The sequence below is a fragment of the Veillonella parvula genome, from assembly GCF_032575955.1.
GTDB lineage: Bacteria > Bacillota > Negativicutes > Veillonellales > Veillonellaceae > Veillonella > Veillonella parvula_J.
Genome location: NZ_JAWFXN010000002.1, coordinates 23,099 through 40,834, shown reverse-complemented (window position 1 = coordinate 40,834; position 17,736 = coordinate 23,099). Strand labels below are relative to the sequence as shown.

The following is a 17,736-nucleotide window of genomic DNA, read 5'->3' as shown; positions in this document are numbered from 1 at the left end:
AACCAAACATATACGCCATCGTTAACATTAGGCTGATATTTTGCTAAACACAGAGTCATATAAATATCTAAATCCCCCCACCTTTAATAAATCATTTAAACTTATAATAAAATTATATGATTAGGCATCTTATCAAACGGAATTAAATACTCTGAAAGACTTGTTAATTCATCCAAATCATTACGAGTTATAACATATAAATGGAGTCCATCATCTTTTCCAACTATATCAGCCCGCTCACCATACCACGGTCTTTTATATGATAATATCCTACTTTTTATATCTCCATTTAGGTTAAAAATCTGTAATTGTTCCTCTCCAATAGCTAAACCATATCTATCCGTCACAGATACATCAAAATACGGGACAGAAATAGGATTTTTAATCTGAACCTTTTTAAAATAGTCTAATATAGTTATATTATCTGTATCCAAACAGACTAATTTTCCATTATGAGAATAGAACTCTTTTGTTTCACTTTCATAAACAACGTATGCAAATTTTTCATCATATTCTGCTACTTCATTTATAATATGAACAGAATAATCAACCAATGACAAAGATACTACCCCTTTATTGGTACGCATTAAAATTATGTCATCATTAAATTTGTATAATTGATAAAAATAGAATTCCTTAATATTATTAGGAATAGGTATTAATTTAACAAAATGTGTATCAATATCTACAAAGCATAAAGACGACTCTAATTTAAATACAATTCTGTTTTTCAGCATATCTGTATATATAGCTTCAATAAGTAATAATTGTTCGCCTATATAAATTCTATTAACTTCGCTCCACTCCATGTCCAAAATAATTAGACCATTAAGTTTATCATTTATAATTATATAATTTGCACATCGCAAAGCAAAAATTATAACATTTTCTGAACTTGGACTTTTTATCTGTTTAATAGGTTCTAATTCTATCATCTATATTCCTTACTAAGTTTCTTTTTAGAATCAACAGAATGTGGCTTTATTTTCCCCGTCAAAGGATCTGCTTCTCCTAAATGATTACCTCTTCTATCAAATACTTCCAAATGTGCTTTCTTTCCATAGTGAAGTGTATCTCTATAATAATATTTATTATCTTTTTTATAAACCTGAGCACCATGAGGTTCGACTTTACCCATTTTTTCAAATGTACCATCTGATAAAATAGTTTCAGAATCTTTAGGCAGACGATTTTCCCTAATATAAGGGGCTTCTTCATCAAAGTTAAATTTGGTGGATATTTCTGATTTCTCTCTATTATGCTTTGCAAACAGCGTAAGATTCTTTTCAAAATTATTAGCAGAATGAACTGCTAGTGTACTACCTGCCATTATTTGTGTCACAGATACCGGCGTAGCAACAGCTGTTACTCCGCCAGCTGTAAACACACCCGTTTCTATAATACCTGCGCCAGCAGTAACCCCACCACCAACAACACCTATTCCATCTCCTAATAATTTACCACCGTAATAATATTGGTTGTAACTAGGAGTAATTCCTAAAGAACGTTCAAATGCTGAAAAACCATCTTCAGTAAAGCTATCCAAAACACCTCTTGTAACATCAGTACTTTTTAAAATATGTGATAAGAGTTTATCTTCTCCTACTCGTATCCGATTATAATGATATAAAGTATTTTCATCAAATTCATCAGATCCAGCTTCAAAGCCCTCTATTTTACTTATTATTTCAGCCCGATTTAAAGCGAATATATTTTTCTCATTTTGTATTCGCTCAGCAAAAGAACTTTCCTCTTTCAAAGGTAATGATATTACTTTTACCATCGCCTCCTTAAGCTTACCAGTATTAGAATCTAAAGAGAATGCACGATCAAGACTAATATTATATCTGTTACGCTCTCGTTTATACGGAAGATAGATATTAAAATCAATTAAGTCCGATATTGTATTAAAATATTTTTTAAATATACTTTTCTCTTGACTAATATAATCAGCTTCTTGTTTTTCGTCAATAGCTTTCCATTTTTGAATTACTAGTTTACGTTCCTTTTCACTCTTAGCCAAAGAAAGCTCATACTCATACTGTTTTCCTTGCTCATGAGTTAAATAATTACTTGTTGTAGCAGATAATGAAATACCAGTTCCTAACGAAGAGTGTGAAACTGTATTACCTAATATTGCACTAGCAATTTTATATACATCAGAATTATCAACATATTTACCATCAGCATTTATTGTACTATTAGGGTGTTTAGCTAGTTCCTCAGCAATAGTCCCCACCATTATCTCGTTAGCACTAGCAGTTGCCAAACCGTCTAAACTAGAACCACCAGCCATATTAGAAACAACAGCACCAAAACCACCATGTAAGGCAACTTTATAAATACCGCCATCTTTCCATTTATCAGCTTCTTTTTGATATCGTTTTTTTAGAGCTTCATCAGAAGTGTTAGCTGCTTTTTCCTCATACTTCTGAGCTTGCTTCATTGCAACATCTCCAATTAATTTAAAGCCTTCATCAGATATAGCATTAACGTATTCCATACGTTCTTTTACATCAGCCTTATCAAATATTGGTTTAATACTATTGAGTGCATGTTCAGTGTCTCTGTTAATAGTAGTAAGAGTTTTACCCTCTACTTCTACCAATATAGCATCGCTAATAGCAGATTTAGTGGTAGATTGGGCTTCATCTGATACTGGAATAGAGACTACTGGAGATAATCCCAATGGGTTGATTTTACCGAGAATACCTTTTGCTGTCAATCCAGATGTATTCATGGCTATACCAGATTTTTTAGCCTTATAAGAAGCTTCATTATGAATGTCTTCCATAACTAGAGATTTTGTAGAAATCTTATTTTTTTCAGGTGTAGCCTTACTAGTTATAATGGCTCCTTTTAATGTTGTCGTATCGCCAACAACAATATTTACGCCATCACTACCAGCATAAATACCAGATTGTTCTGTAACACTCTTATAAGAACTATCAATATTGCCTTTTACATTAGCACCATTAATCATAGGTTGAGATATAAAGTTTGCACCAGATATAGATATCCCCTTGTTCTTGGATATTTCATGATAGATCTGACTGTCTTGCAAGCTTTCTACACTCAGATTATTACCTACATTCGCCGCTACACCTTTCCCAGAAATAGTAGAACCGATAAGGTTCGTATCATTTCCACTTGTAATAAATACGTTGTTTGAACCTACAACATGTGTACCAGTATGAGTAGTAGTATCTTCTACCCCATTCTCTGTCCCTTTATAAGTAGAAGCTGACCACCCTACAAGTCCACCAGTTCTCATACCAATATTAGCAGAAACATTCCAGCCACTAGACTTACTATTTGTCTCAACACGTTGCGTATTTGAACCGGCCTCCAAATTAATAGTATTTGAAGCAGTTAGTTGTACGGTCTTACCTTTAATTTGTTCACCAATTGCAGTAATATTACCTTTAATTGAATCTGCACTATTAGCATGAAGTAAAATAGTTCCATCAGAATCAATAGCACCACTAGAATATGTATAGCGTTCTAATTTCGATTCAGCTACACTTTTACTTGAGCCAATGCCAACTTGTATATTAACAGCTCTATCTACTGCTCTATCAGTGGCTTTATTAACAATTCCTTTATTCTCTTCTAAAGTAGTTCGTTTTTTCAATAAAAGCTCTTGTTTAGCCTTAAGCTCTGCTAACTTAGTTGAGTCAGTTTCTGGTGTATTGACTATATCAGCATTGACATGTTCCAATTGTGAATTAATCGCTCTCATTTGGCCATTATAACTTCTATCAACAATTTGCTTTGCTTCGCCAATAGCAGAGAATAATCGTTCTATAGACTGTTTACCTTCTAATGATTTAAAGTGACTGTTTCTTCTATCAGATGCACTGTGTTGTTTTTTTACAGCACTATCTATTTTTTCAACAACACTGCCACCTAAACTTACAGTTAACCCTGAAGACTTACGCTCATGACGCTCCTCTTGTTTATACAAGTCATCTTTACCATCTAATATAATATCTTGCCCTACAATGACAACGCCATCTTTCCCTACTGTATTCGTCGTGGTCAAATGAACTGTATCACCCGCTTGTACAGTAACTTCACCATTAGTAGATCCTAGAGTAGTGGCTTTATGAGTAGTTTCATCGATATAGTAGTTATCTTTCGATTGTTTTTTACCAATCATGATACCCATGCCAGCCCCCATAATACCAGATTTTTTTACATCTTTAGATGCGGTACTTAGCGTATGCTCTGCTGCTGCATCAGTTATTACATCATGACCTGCTAATACAGATGTTCCAGCAGTACTCACCACATTAGAGGATGTAAGAGTTACATCATTATTAGCACCCACAACTACAGTATGACCACTAACTGTACTCATTAAGGCATTTTTAGATTCATCATTCGTTTTGATTTTAGTTTCTTTTTTATTAAGAAGGCCTTTTTCTTTATATTTTAACGCAAATGCATCCTTAGATTCACTATATCCATTTTCAATGGATACGTCATGTTCACCAATTACTTTTACCGCCCCAGAGTCACTGCTAATGGTCAAATTACGAGCCTTAATATCATTTTTGGCGCCAATAGATACATTTCCACCAGCCTCTATTGTCGTACTTAGTTCAGTTTGACGATAGGTTCGTAAATAATTATCGCCATCTTGAGTCATATCTTTTTTTGCTGTAAGAGTATCTGTGGTGCTATTAATATCACGTCCAGCTGTAATAGTGATAGCACCTTCTTTACCCAATGCTTCGATAGTTGCACCACCTAGGTTTACATCATTACCAGCAGATACAATCATAACACCGCTATCACCGGTTACAGCAATACCTGCTGTTTTATGTAAAACATCTTGGTTTGTTAAATGCTCAATAGAATTGTTAAAAGTGATATTCTCTTTTGCTTGTAATTCTACAGCATCACGGCCAACAATTTGCCCTTGTTGGTAAATAGTTGTATCCGATTGCAAACCAACTTTGTCTGCATTAATATGACCGCTATTAATAATATCTTGATCAGATGCAAGAACTACTGTTTTACCTTGAATAACACCTTCATTATGAATACGTTTCTTTGCATTCATAACTAATGTATTAGCACTAATTAAGGTTCCGTCAGTATGTAACTGCAATCTATTACTTTGTTTAAGGTATACTTTAGGATAGATCATCTCAACAGGTTTACCCTCTACCATAACAACATCTTTTACAAGCCATACCATATCACTAGTGAGACTAGCTGCTTGTTCTGCCGTCAGCGCTACACCTGGAACAATACCATGTTGTTTAGCGTATACAATACCAGCATCCATTAAAGCTTTAAATTGACTTTCATCATCTGTATACCCATCAAGGAATCTATACCCTGTTCCAGATACAATCTGATTTCTAACTAAGGTCTGCTCATACAAGCCATCGCCTAGTCGTTTTTCAATATTCTCAGGCTTTGTTTTCATCTCTTTATACATATAATCGGATGATAAAAAGACTTTTTTATTCGTAAATTGCGGATCTGTTTCAACTACATAGTTAGCAGTGCTTTCAGGATGTATTCTATACAAAGATTCTGTAGGCAATGCCAAAATATTAGTTCCTGCTGTTGGTTTAGATGCATCATTACTGCTATCTTGTGCAAATGGATTTAAGAAGTCTTGTACCTCTTTACGGTGATTAGTCCCTACCTCACCTTTTGCCTTACCATTTTTATCTTCTTTTTTAGCCACCCCCAGTGATGTTGGATTTGTTTTATCCACTTGTGGCGTCATGAAGACTTGCCCCTTATAACCTCTTCGTCTAGATTTATGTGGCCATTTTCGTTTATAGGTATACGAAGCTTCTGTAGTACCAAATGTATTAGTCACTTCTTGATTTTCTTTTGCTACTTGATCAATAGCGCCCGTAGTACTTAATGTACCACCTACAATCATTTGACTATTTTCATTAGTACCATTTCCGGTGAATGACACATCCCCACCAAAGCGCACAACACCTGGTGTACTGTTTTTCACCTCTTCATGGGATGACATTTTTTTACTTCGAATAATAGCATAAGTATCTATTGGTTCTTTAGCTACACTAGAGACTTGTTGATTAAATACTTCGGCCTTTTTGTTATGAGCTTTAATTTTTTCATTTAATGAAGCTAAAATTGGCTTAAATTGTGCATCCCACGCTTCTTGTTCAGGACCTGACGTTAGTGGGCGCTCTGTTGTCATAGATGTAATGCCAAACTCTTTAAAAATAGGATCATCATAAGCGTATGAAGGTACTTGTGTACCAATATATTCTGCTGGAATTAACTCTTCACCTGCCGCTTGCTCTTCTGGCGTAATTTGTTCTACCGTAACATATTCCGCAGCCTCATATATTGGCATTGGGGATTTTCCGTAACTATGAAGTGCGCCATAACCACTATTTAAAGAAGTAAATTCAGACTTTTTAAAAACTTGACCATGCTCACTATGGTTTTTATCTGTAATTAAAATCTGATCTTCTTGCTCTGTAAGCATAGCATCATTACTTGCCCCAGAAAGACCTTTTTCAATTTCAGGACTAACTCGTTTTGCTGTAAAGGAAGAGTTCTTATTCTGATAGTCTTTACTTCGGATGACACCTTTTCCTAATCCCTCAATAGTACCACCGATATTGTGCAATGTGTCACGACCATCCAATGTCATAGTGCCACCACTATATATAAGAGATTTTTCTCTATTCAAGGTAGAATCCGCCTCAATAGTTACATCTTCTCGACCTGCTATAGTACTCCCTTTATGAGCAGATAATTCCTCTTGTACTAACTTAACAGCTTTAAGTTTTTCATCATATACTTGAGATAGTTCTTTGATTCGGTTCAAATATTCATCTTGTTCAGTTTTTGATGTAAAAGCTGTAGTATCTATAGCATAGGCTGCTTCAAGCTTATCCTCTACTACTTTCATATCTGCCATAGCAGCATCTAATTTAGATTCTAACGCCACATTCTTACGATTTTCCAGTACTTCAGTTTGTATTGCTACTTTTCCACCATAAATGCGACCATTCTCTATATTATGTACTTCTTTACTATTAATTCTAGTAGTACCACCAGATACAATCACTGCGTCAGTATTACGAATATTACCTGCCTCAACAGACAAGGAGCCATTACCTGTCACAGCGCCTTGAGTATTGGCACCAGCTGCCATTGTATTTTTGTTAGTTAAGGTTTCTTTTACCTTAACATGTCCATTTTTAGCGGATGTAATATGCCCTGTATTACTTAACTCTTTTGTTTCTAAACCCAAGTCGCCACCAGAAGCAATTGTCTTTGTATTCTGTATAGAGTTTGCTTTAGCCACGAGACTTGTATCGGATTGAAGTGTACCATTAACAGATAAATGACCATTAGCATCCACTGAAACAGACTGAACCCCTGCAACTACGCCATTAAGATTAACACCTACACCAGCTTCGGTACCAACCATAGTAATATGATTTGCATACATCCCACCAACTGCAGCCACATCTAAGCCAATAGTTGGCTTTGTTTCAGTAGACGACAAATCTAAAGCTGTAGCCTTTAAATTCTTGGCGTCAATATTATTTTGTCCAGTACGAGTATTAAGTTTGTTTGCCCAAACACCTGCATTTACATCAATAGTTCGTGCCAAAATAGACACAGAATCTGTACGTTTCCCATCAAGGCCTTTACCTTCAATAGAGACTTTGCCTTGTTCTACACGGTAATTTTGTAAATTTCCAGCACCATCTAATTCTGGTCTACCTGTAGTTAACACAGCATGCTCCGTATTAAGGAAGCCCCCACCATTAACTGTAATGCCATTAGGGTTAGCCACTACAACGGAGGCTTTTTGCCCCGCCACTTCTAAATAACCATTCATAGATGTCGGTGTATCTGATGTAACTTGGTTTACGATAACCTTTGCAGTACCATTCACCATGTTACTATTACCTTGCACATAGCCAGCAAGTTTTGTTTTACTCGTTACATATGAATTATTTAAAATAGCCCCTTGTTTCTCTACATCAAAACGATCATATTTATTCATAGAAACGCCACCATTAGTAGGTGCCGTCACGTTAACTAGTGGAATCTGATTAGCTGTTTCCTGAACTAACGGTCGTTCAGTAATAATAGCATTATTATCTGGCATAATTGGTGCAGCCAAGACCATCGATTGAGATGCTACAAATACACCAAGGGTTAGCCAAGACATTATCTTTCGTCCTAGCGTACGTCGTTCTTGATTTGTTTTACACATATAACTCTCCAATTATATAAATGATAATTCAACACATATTTAGTCTTAATTATATTAAGATTAGAATCTATATCCTACGGTAAAACCGCTATAAAACTTCTTCGTATGATATCCTTGTGGCTTATATAAAGGCGTGCTGATAAATGCATCAAATAATAAACCTGATGCATAATTACCTCTTATACCGATTGCAGTACCTGCAATAGTTTTGCCTACCAATGTTTCTGCACTTTTACCATATACAGCTCCTACATCTAAACCAAGATATACTTCTGTATTAAGATGAGGAATAACAGAGGCTACCTCATTACGTAAATACCACCCACTATCACCCATAAGTGTATATTCACCATCAAAACCATAGACACTATACCGATTACCAATATTTATAGTGTCTACACTATATAGCCTTTTACCGCCTTGTACCCATTGTCCATGGAATGAAGATGTAAAGGATGCAGGACGATGGCCCATAACAAATGGCTTACGATAATCGACATCAGCAAGCCACATATGATATCTAGATGTAGGCCCACCCATTGCAACAGATGCTGTACGTTCGGGCTGTGCACCAAATGCACCAATGCCCCATTGAAATCCTAAACGAGAATATAGGGTAGCATTACCAATATATTTACGATTAGAAACACCAAACTCCATTGAGGTAGTACGTAATGCTTGCACCGGAATTTCCATATCATTAACAAAGCGATGATTATGACGTGTACTGATAGAAATATCAAATGCACGTTTCTCACGCTGTGTACGAGACCAAACATGATTCCATTTCGCCTTTATAGTAGTTGACTTACCACTATATGTGAAGTCATATGGATTGGACTGTATCATTTGATGATATCGTGATTTAGAAAAACTAAAACTAAAGGTATCCTTTCCATGAGGTATAATATAATTAAGACTGGTTGCACGAGTTCCTTTTATACTACCTGATCCACTAAGATCACCTGATAATGACATAGTAAATGTATCATTAGCTCTAAAAACTTGATCAAAAGAGGTAGTAAAGCTACCTTGATATATTCCGGTTGATTCCAGACCACTATTATCAATACTAATCGATCCATGTACTGGCTTTTCTTATTTGATTGATAGCCCAATAACAGATGTACCTATAGCTTTACCTGGGAGTAATTTCATTGTCACGGATTGAGATGATACACGTTTCATCTGCTCAAGACCTTGTTCAATATCACGGATATTAAGTATATCTCCAGGTCGTACAACTAAGGCAGTTCGCCAAGGTCCATGAGCCGAAGGCTCACTATAACGGATATCTTCCACGCGACCAGGTATAACCATTAATTGTAATATTCCATCATTTAAATTTTGTTCCGGAATATAGACTTGAGATGTTACAAACCCCTTATCCAATAATTTACGTTGGAAGGCATTACGAATATTAGCAATATCTGATACAGTCACATGTTTTTGCTCATGCATACGAGCAATCTTATTTAGAAACGATAATTCTTTAGGCACACCATCTAACTGTATTTGCTTAATATAAAAAGACGCACCATTCTGATCAGAAGGTACGCCTATAAGTGCCGGCTCACTAACAACAGTCTCTACACGCTCTTCATCTAAGCGTAAGCTACGTTCTCGTTGAGTATCCCGGTCTTGTTGTAATTGCTCTTGTTGAGCTCTAGGTATAATTGGATCAGCGGCCTGTACCATTAAAGGCATAGATAGACTATACATACCTAAACTCAAAAGAACTAAGTGTTTTATATTCACAAAACTCTCCTATAAACATACTCAAATAACATCAATCATGATAAATTCATGAAGCATATATCATCAGAATAGCATAATTAAAGTTTTATTGTAAAGTATAAATATATTTCTTCTTTATTAGTTTTGTAAAATTAAAGTTCATAATATAATATTCATATATCGATGTTATATTACCAATTATGATTTATCGTGACGTTTTATACACAATGGAGGTCCCCATGAAATTAAAACAACTTATTTTATCCGGTATAGCCTTAGGAGCGCTTGCTTTCACAAGTGGAGTGGTACAACCTACACAGGCAGCTGTCGGTATGGATACATCTGCACCGACGCAGAGTTTAAAAAGACCTGCATCTGTAACAACACAACATTACATCAATGTAGATGGCCTATTATTGGAGCCAATCGATAAGAAGCCAAATGTCATCTATGTTGACGGTCAGCCACTCGTAGCTTTACGTCAAGTATCAGAAGCATTAGGTTACAAAGTATCTTGGGATGCACCTACTAAAACAGCATTGATCGACATGAACATTGCTACATTAGCGGTACAACCAGACTCTAAACAAGTCGTGCGCAAGGGTAAATTGCAAATTATCAACCTCGATACATCCGAATCTTTACTGCCTGCAGCACGTATGGTAGACGGAATTCTGTATGTAAGTCCGAACGCATTCAAACTCTTGTTAAATGATGTAACTATCAATAAAGACGAAATATATATCGTTCCACAACAAAGTCAATTGGCCACTGATTCAAACACGCAAAAAGGCAAACGAAATGGTATTGAAACATTTTTGCCGGATCAAGGGGATAAAGTAATTCCATACGAAGAAGAGGAAACCAAAGAAAAGAAACCTCTTATTACGGTAAAACGAACTAACACCAAAACAGATACCAAAGACACAGAAAATACCGAATATGTACGCTCTAATGGATTAAACAGATAATAAAATCTTTCGTATAGCTACATATAATTTAGCACCTTATAACTAAAAGAAGGCAACTCATCACCATGATGAATTGCCTTCTTTTTTGATTTCTGCTAGTTTATTATTTCCGTTACTTTATATTATTACTTTATTGTTTCTTCTCACCCTTTACGGCTCAATACAGTTTATTGCTTACTGTTTTTTGACAGATTATCTAAACTATCTTTTGCCGTATCCATACTCCGTTTCAGATCCTTCATGGATTCTTTTATGTCCGGCGCTGTAAGCCCAGATTTGTCGATGCCTTTTGCAGAGTCAGAAGCACGCCTACTATTTTCCCTAGCTTGTTTCATATCGTCTTTAATGCGAGTCATATTTTCATCAATTTCATCAAATGACTCATCATACAGAATAAAATTACTGCCTCCGTGAGAAGTAATATTAAGGGGCCCCATCGTGAGCTGTCCATCATCGATACGCAGAGCATCCGTAGTGATAGTGGTGATTTTCGTATTTACTTTCACATCGCTAAAGGATAAATGTCGCCCTTTATTGTGAAAGTTTCCCGTAATACTTTGAATTGGAATCAGCATATAGTGCCCTTCACCAGACCAGAAGTTCCCCCATACCTCCATGTCTCGAGGTTGGCCTTCACTTTTAAAGTTCAAATTTGCCGATACAGGCACGAGGAACTCAGGAGCCTTGAGGGCTACACTACTGTCTAAATCCTTTGCTACGCCTGTAATCGTATAGGCTCGAGTGTCCAAATTATATACACCCTTAGCCTCCAATTTACCGCTGTATACATTGGCACTAACGTTTTCAAAATTCAAAATACCATCTTGGTACGTCACATCTCCTACTACATTCTCAAAGGTAAGTGCGGGGATGCGTAAAATAGGCATCGTCACACGACCTTTAGCAAAAGGACGGTTAAAATCACCTGTTACCTTTGTAAGCAAGGTCATGGCATCATGAATATTCTCACCAAAGCCTAGTGATGATGGATCCACCCCTTTCACATCAAATTGTAGATCCAGTTGAGGCATGCGATGCTTTAAAACATCCTTTAAATCTACACGACCTTTTAATACAAGACCATCCCCTATGGCGGTACCACCAAATTTGCCCGTCTCCATATCGATACGAATGGCCCTCTTACTATCAAGATCAATTTTTGAGTTTACATTCTTTATCACATAATGGCGATTTCTATTAAAGACCTCTAACTGACTATTTCTAAGTGTAATCTTAAGATCTAAATGTTGACCTTGCCAATTAAAGTTACGTACTTTCTTACCTAGTTCCTCTTGCCGTTCTTGTGTGGTCTTTTTAGGTGCTTTCGGACGAGGCTCTACCTCATTAATTGGTTTATTTACATCTGGAGATATGGGCGCGAAATCCAACCGATTATTATCGTCTAAATCAATAACTATAACCGCATCATCTAATTCAATGCCCTTGATAGCGGAGGACTTAAAATTACGTGTCACCACATCCCACATATTGACGCGGACTTTCCCACTTGGTGCATTGAGCAACTCATGCCCTTCTGGGTCCTTCCAAACAAGGCCTGTAAAAGTCAAAGTTCCCCACGGTGTAGCAGATAAACTTTCAACAGTAACCGTACCGCGCATCATAGTTTGTCGAGCCATAACCTCATTAAAAATAACGCCCATTCCACGACTAGCAATGGTTGCTAGTACAAAGACTATAATCGCTCCAATGGCAAGAAAGGCAGCAATGCCTTTTAGGCCTTTCTTATACAATTGTTTATATTTTGTCCAATAAGAACGTATATAATGTTTCATAGCCCTATTATAACATGTTCAAATCACAATATCCATGTGGTGTTGCCTGTATCAATCATATTGACCATAAGAAACTCTTTTCCATACAAAAAGCGCCTTGCTCACAGAAAACTCTGCATGCAAGGCGCCATTACCTAACTATTTTATAAAAAAGACAGCAAATTTATAGATTAAAAGTGCACCCACAAATGTGAGTGCACTTTATATATTGCAATAATCAATCTTATGCTTTTACTTCTTTACCGTATTTTACAAGGCTTTCAGCTTCGATTTCAGCTTGAGTCCGATAGTCTTGAGGAATGCTAGACAAGCGAATCCAACTACGTACGGCTTCTACCAATACGATAAGGATCATGAAGAACATAGCAGCACTAAATGCTACTAAAATCCATTTACCAGCAGGAATATAGCTGTAGAATACATTTTCATAGTCTGCAGCGATAGCCACGATAGCCATTAAGATACAAGGAATACCTGTTACCCAAGCATAGCGTTTGCGGCCAAGTCTCATAATAACTGTAGTACCTACGGCCAATGTCATGGTACCTAATAATTGGTTAGATACGCCGAATAGAGGCCAGATAATACCGATATTACCTTGTAGAACTAGGTAGCCCCACAAGATACAAATTAAAGCGGCACAACCATACACACCAGGAGCCCAGTGTTGGTCGTTGAATTTAGGATGGAAATGACCTAATAATTCTTGAAGTAAGTAACGACCTACACGAGTACCAGCATCGATTAATGTCATGATGAACAATGCTTCAAACATGATACAGAAGTGATACCAGTAACCCATCAAGTGAGCCATGTTAGGCAATCTGGAGAAGATATGAGCCATACCTACTGCAAGGGATACGGCGCCACCAGGACGGTGCATCAAGTCTTCACCAACCATTGCAGACAATGCTGGCAATTCATGGACTTGAAGGCCTAAAGCTTTGAAAGACTCAACTGTGGAGTTAATCGCAAAGTAATCATCTGGATGCAATGCAGTGGCAGCAATCAAGGCCATCATAGCGATGAAGCCTTCTGTTAACATCGCGCCATAACCGATAGGTAAAATTTCTTTTTCATTAGTAAGCATTTTAGGTGTTGTACCTGTAGCAATAACAGTATGGAAGCCAGATAACGCACCACATGCGATAGTAATGAAGATGTAAGGGAATACGGAACCTTTCAATACAGGACCGCCGCCCCAGATGTAAGGAGTTACAGCTGGCATTTGAATTTCAGGCATTACAATGATAATACCAAGAGCCAATGCACCGATTGTACCGATTTTAAGGTATGTGGACAAATAGTCACGAGGAGCAAGTAACAACCATACTGGCAATGCAGCCGCAAAGAAACCATACACAGCAAGCATAATTTCAATGGTTTGCAAGTCGTATGTGAACCAAGATGCATATTCGCTAGCCGCTACATTTGGACCGTAGATGATGGCTGCGAAGATTAAGGCTACCCCAATAATAGTCGCCTCTTGGATTTTACCAGGACGCAACCATTTCAAATAAATACCAATAAAAATAGCGATTGGAATGGTAGCAAATACGGAGAAGAATCCCCAAGGAGAGTTATGCAATGCGTTAGCTACTACTACGGCCATACCAGCAAGGGTAATGATCAATAGGAATAAGGTAGCGAGCATAGCACCAAAACCAGCAAGTTTACTGATTTCTTCACGAGCAATATCCGCAATCGATTTACCATCGTAACGAACGGAAGCAAACAAGATAACCATATCATGTACAGCACCGGCTAATACGGAACCAATTAGGATCCATAATGCCCCAGGCAAATATCCAAACTGTGCTGCGATAACAGGACCTACAAGTGGCCCTGCACCAGCAATTGCTGCAAAGTGATGACCAAAGGTTACCCATTTGTTGGTTGGCACGTAATCGTGACCATCATTGTGAACCATAGCTGGCGTTGGACGATATTGATCCAATGTCAGTACCTTAGCCGCTATAAAAGCCCCATAAAAGCGGTACGCTAAAATTAGAATACACGCGGAGGCAATAACTAAGTAAATACCATTCATAACCATATAAACACCTCCAATAATCACGTGACATGGAGTATATGAATATTACTGATAAAACTTATGTATCGTATCCATGCCACAATGGCTTCCTAAAATGTTAGTACTTACAACATTATTGTATAACTAATCAACAAGGTGTCAATTATTAATTTCTCATTTTGAAAGTTAAGTATAACTATAAAGCATAATAACGGCATTCTCTACCTATGAGATGCCGTTATTATCCTAGATATATTGGTTACTGAATGACTCATTCTTATCTGTAATAAAAGATAGCTATATCCCTATTCTCCTGCTTTCCTATAAGTTTTTGTAATAGTCCCAAATGTACGCAACAAATTTAGACCTACGACACCGCTTTTTTCAGGGTGGAATTGCATTCCATATACTCTACCTCGTTCTACAATGCCAGGTACATCGATACCATAATTTGCAGTAGATATGATATATTCAGGATCTGTATCCACATAATAGGAATGAACGAAATATGTATATTGATCATCTACATTGCTAAAAGCACTATGAGGCTGGTGTACTACATTTTTATTCCAACCCATATGAGGCACGCTAAGGCCAAGGTTGCGAGGAATTTCTTTTACCTTACCGGGAATAAGGCCTAAACCGGGCGTTGGGCCGTATTCTTCAGATTCTTCAAATAAAAGTTGCATCCCTAAACAAATACCTAATAAAGGTATTTCACGTTTTACTACTTCATAGATGACATCGACTAAACCACGTTCTTTTAGAACTGCCATCGCCGGTGCATATGCGCCTACACCTGGCAAGAGAACACTATCAGCATTTAATATAGTCGCCGAATCTGCCGTTAGCACTGCATCAATGCCAATGTAAGCTAAGGCTTTCTGGACATTGAAGGTATTCCCTGCATCATAATCTATAATGGCAATCATAATAAACTCCATTCTATAGGGTAAAACACGATAAGATTAAACAAAACGTATTACGAATTGTATGTTATTCTATACAAATCAATTCATGAAGTCTCTTAATATCTTACGCATAACATCCCCATCTTGAGGCATGGGAATCGTAAGACGTAACCATCCTTCTCGTTGACCTCGGCGCACTTGGTAACCTGATTTAAGCCAAGCATCTGCAAGACCCTCCGCATCAGGCGCTGCAAAGAAAATAAAATTAGCCTCACTCTTATAGTAGTGAATACCTAGCTCGTCAAAAAGGATTTCCCATTTTGACCGTTCCTCTGCATTTTGAGAGACCGTTCTCGCCACGAATTCTTGATCACCGAAAGCGGCTTCTGCAGCCACTTGAGATAAGGTATTCAAATTGTACGGCAAGCGAATGGTTTGCATATAATTTGCCAACTCTATAGGTGTCATCATGTAACCTACACGGTAATTGGCAAGGCCATAGGCTTTCGAGAAGGTACGCATGATAGCCACATTAGGGAATTCATCCAAGAGCGCACGTGCCGTAGGAACTGCTACGGAAGTGACAAAATCGATATACGCCTCGTCTATGATGACCAAGGTTTCCTTTGGTATAGCTGCTACAAATTTGCGGATATTTTCAACAGACTCATAGGTACCCGTTGGATTATTAGGATTACAAATCCACACGACCCGTGTCGTTTCATCTACAGCTTTCACAAGAGCAGAAAAATCATACTGTCCCGTTTCAAAATCAGCTGGCACCTCACGGATCTCAGCACCTTCCACGAGGCCATTCAAGGCATATTCCGAGAAGGCTGGCACGCTTACTACGATGGAGTCACCAGCGGTAATCAATGTTTTATTGACCATGGCGATGACCTCATCTAGACCCACGCCGATGACCAGTTGCTCAGGTTGTACCTGCCAGTAATTCGCTAATTTCATGCGCAAATCGGTGGCGTTGCCATCCGGATAGTAGTTGGCATCATTATGGGTTACATAGCTAAGGATAGCCTCCCGTACCAATGGCGATGTGCCGTATGGATTTTCATTCGCCGACAAGCGCACCAATCGCTCTACACCAAGGCGCTCTTTCACCGCTTCAGCCGACTCCTCAGGTATATAAGGTTTCAATGTGCGAATTATCTCTTTCATAGGCTATCCTTTCTATCTATTCCTTAACTCATATAACACATATGAACTCCACCAGAGCTCATATGTCCGAGCTCATAACAGGATATACATTATAAGTTTGTAATTTCTGGGCGATCCGTAGTCTTGCTAACAACCCCTTCGCGGCTCGCTAGCTCAGCTTCAATGGCTTCGTATGGGATATTTTTCTCTACTAATAACACGAGCAAGTGATATAACACGTCTGCTGTTTCGTAAATCAGCTCCTGTGGATCTTCATTTTTTGCGGCGATTACTACCTCTGTAGCCTCTTCACCAACTTTTTTCAAGATTTTATCGAGCCCTTTGTCGAATAAATAATTCGTATAAGAACCTTCCTTTGGCTGTACCTTGCGATTTTTAATAATTTCGTATAATTCGTTCAGTGTTTGCTGTGCCATGTTTAACTCCGTTCTACTTCATTAAAGAAACAGCTTGTGCGCCCTGTGTGACAGGCAGGACCTTCAGGCTTAACTTGAATGAGCAAAGTATCGCCATCACAATCTAGGGCCATGCTCACCACGTGCTGCACATTACCGCTAGTGCCACCCTTATGCCATAACTCTTCACGAGACCGAGACCAAAACCACGTTTCCCTTGTTTCTAGTGTTTTGTGAAAGCTTTCTTCGTTCATCCAAGCCACCATGAGGACGTCCTTAGTCTCCGCATCCTGCACAACCGTCGGCAACAAGCCATTTCCTTTTTCAAAATCCGGTTTCATATTCTATCCTTTATTAAAAGTAATCACCAATCTGTTATCCTATATTAGCTTGTATCTCTTTCTATTGCTATTGCTATTGCTATTTTCTGTTTATCTATCTATTGCTATTTCTATTCTGTTTATCTATAAACA

General features: G+C 37.7%; 10 protein-coding genes and 1 pseudogene. 1 reads left to right on the top strand and 10 read right to left on the bottom strand.

Going from position 1 to position 17,736, the window contains the following annotated elements; translation table 11 throughout:
• Positions 1–101: 101 nt before the first annotated feature.
• The 4 genes and pseudogenes from E7L28_RS03015 to E7L28_RS03000 form a co-directional block, all read right to left on the bottom strand.
• Positions 102–935, bottom strand: coding sequence for a hypothetical protein (locus tag E7L28_RS03015; protein WP_021147606.1), 834 nt, complete (start codon positions 933–935; stop codon positions 102–104).
• The gene (locus E7L28_RS03010) at positions 932–8,248 is read right to left on the bottom strand and encodes a two-partner secretion domain-containing protein (protein ID WP_316711430.1); all 7,317 of its coding nucleotides are present in this window, start codon (positions 8,246–8,248) and stop codon (positions 932–934) included. Before E7L28_RS03010 ends, E7L28_RS03015 begins: the two co-directional genes overlap by 4 nt.
• 60 nt (positions 8,249–8,308) lie before the next feature.
• Positions 8,309–9,331, bottom strand: a pseudogene (locus tag E7L28_RS03005) (ShlB/FhaC/HecB family hemolysin secretion/activation protein); the annotation flags it as partial.
• A gap of 15 nt (positions 9,332–9,346) precedes the next feature.
• Positions 9,347–10,006, bottom strand: a complete 660-nt coding sequence (locus E7L28_RS03000) for a POTRA domain-containing protein (protein WP_316711429.1) — start codon at positions 10,004–10,006, stop codon at positions 9,347–9,349.
• A 218-nt stretch (positions 10,007–10,224) separates the two neighbouring features.
• On the opposite strand from E7L28_RS03000, the gene E7L28_RS02995 reads away from it, so the two are divergent.
• A complete protein-coding gene (locus E7L28_RS02995; RefSeq protein ID WP_316711428.1) occupies positions 10,225–10,956 on the top strand; it encodes a copper amine oxidase N-terminal domain-containing protein in 732 nt (243 codons plus the stop codon).
• A gap of 167 nt (positions 10,957–11,123) precedes the next feature.
• Here E7L28_RS02995 and E7L28_RS02990 read toward each other — a convergent pair whose 3' ends face one another.
• The 6 genes from E7L28_RS02990 to hisI form a co-directional block, all read right to left on the bottom strand.
• Positions 11,124–12,749, bottom strand: a complete 1,626-nt coding sequence (locus E7L28_RS02990; protein ID WP_008603217.1) for an AsmA family protein — start codon at positions 12,747–12,749, stop codon at positions 11,124–11,126.
• A 223-nt stretch (positions 12,750–12,972) separates the two neighbouring features.
• Entirely contained in the window at positions 12,973–14,805 is a 1,833-nt protein-coding gene (locus E7L28_RS02985; protein WP_004694192.1) for a carbon starvation CstA family protein, read from the bottom strand.
• A gap of 281 nt (positions 14,806–15,086) precedes the next feature.
• The gene (gene hisH / locus E7L28_RS02980) at positions 15,087–15,713 is read right to left on the bottom strand and encodes an imidazole glycerol phosphate synthase subunit HisH (protein WP_008603219.1); all 627 of its coding nucleotides are present in this window, start codon (positions 15,711–15,713) and stop codon (positions 15,087–15,089) included.
• A 78-nt stretch (positions 15,714–15,791) separates the two neighbouring features.
• Positions 15,792–16,868 carry a histidinol-phosphate transaminase gene (gene hisC / locus E7L28_RS02975; RefSeq protein WP_008603220.1) on the bottom strand — a complete coding sequence of 359 codons (1,077 nt, stop codon included), beginning with the start codon at positions 16,866–16,868 and terminating at the stop codon, positions 15,792–15,794.
• Positions 16,869–16,957: 89 nt separating this feature from the next.
• Positions 16,958–17,284, bottom strand: a complete 327-nt coding sequence (gene hisE / locus E7L28_RS02970; RefSeq protein ID WP_008603221.1) for a phosphoribosyl-ATP diphosphatase — start codon at positions 17,282–17,284, stop codon at positions 16,958–16,960.
• A gap of 2 nt (positions 17,285–17,286) precedes the next feature.
• Positions 17,287–17,604, bottom strand: coding sequence for a phosphoribosyl-AMP cyclohydrolase (gene hisI, locus E7L28_RS02965; protein ID WP_004694201.1), 318 nt, complete (start codon positions 17,602–17,604; stop codon positions 17,287–17,289).
• Between the last annotated feature and the right edge of the window lie 132 nt (positions 17,605–17,736).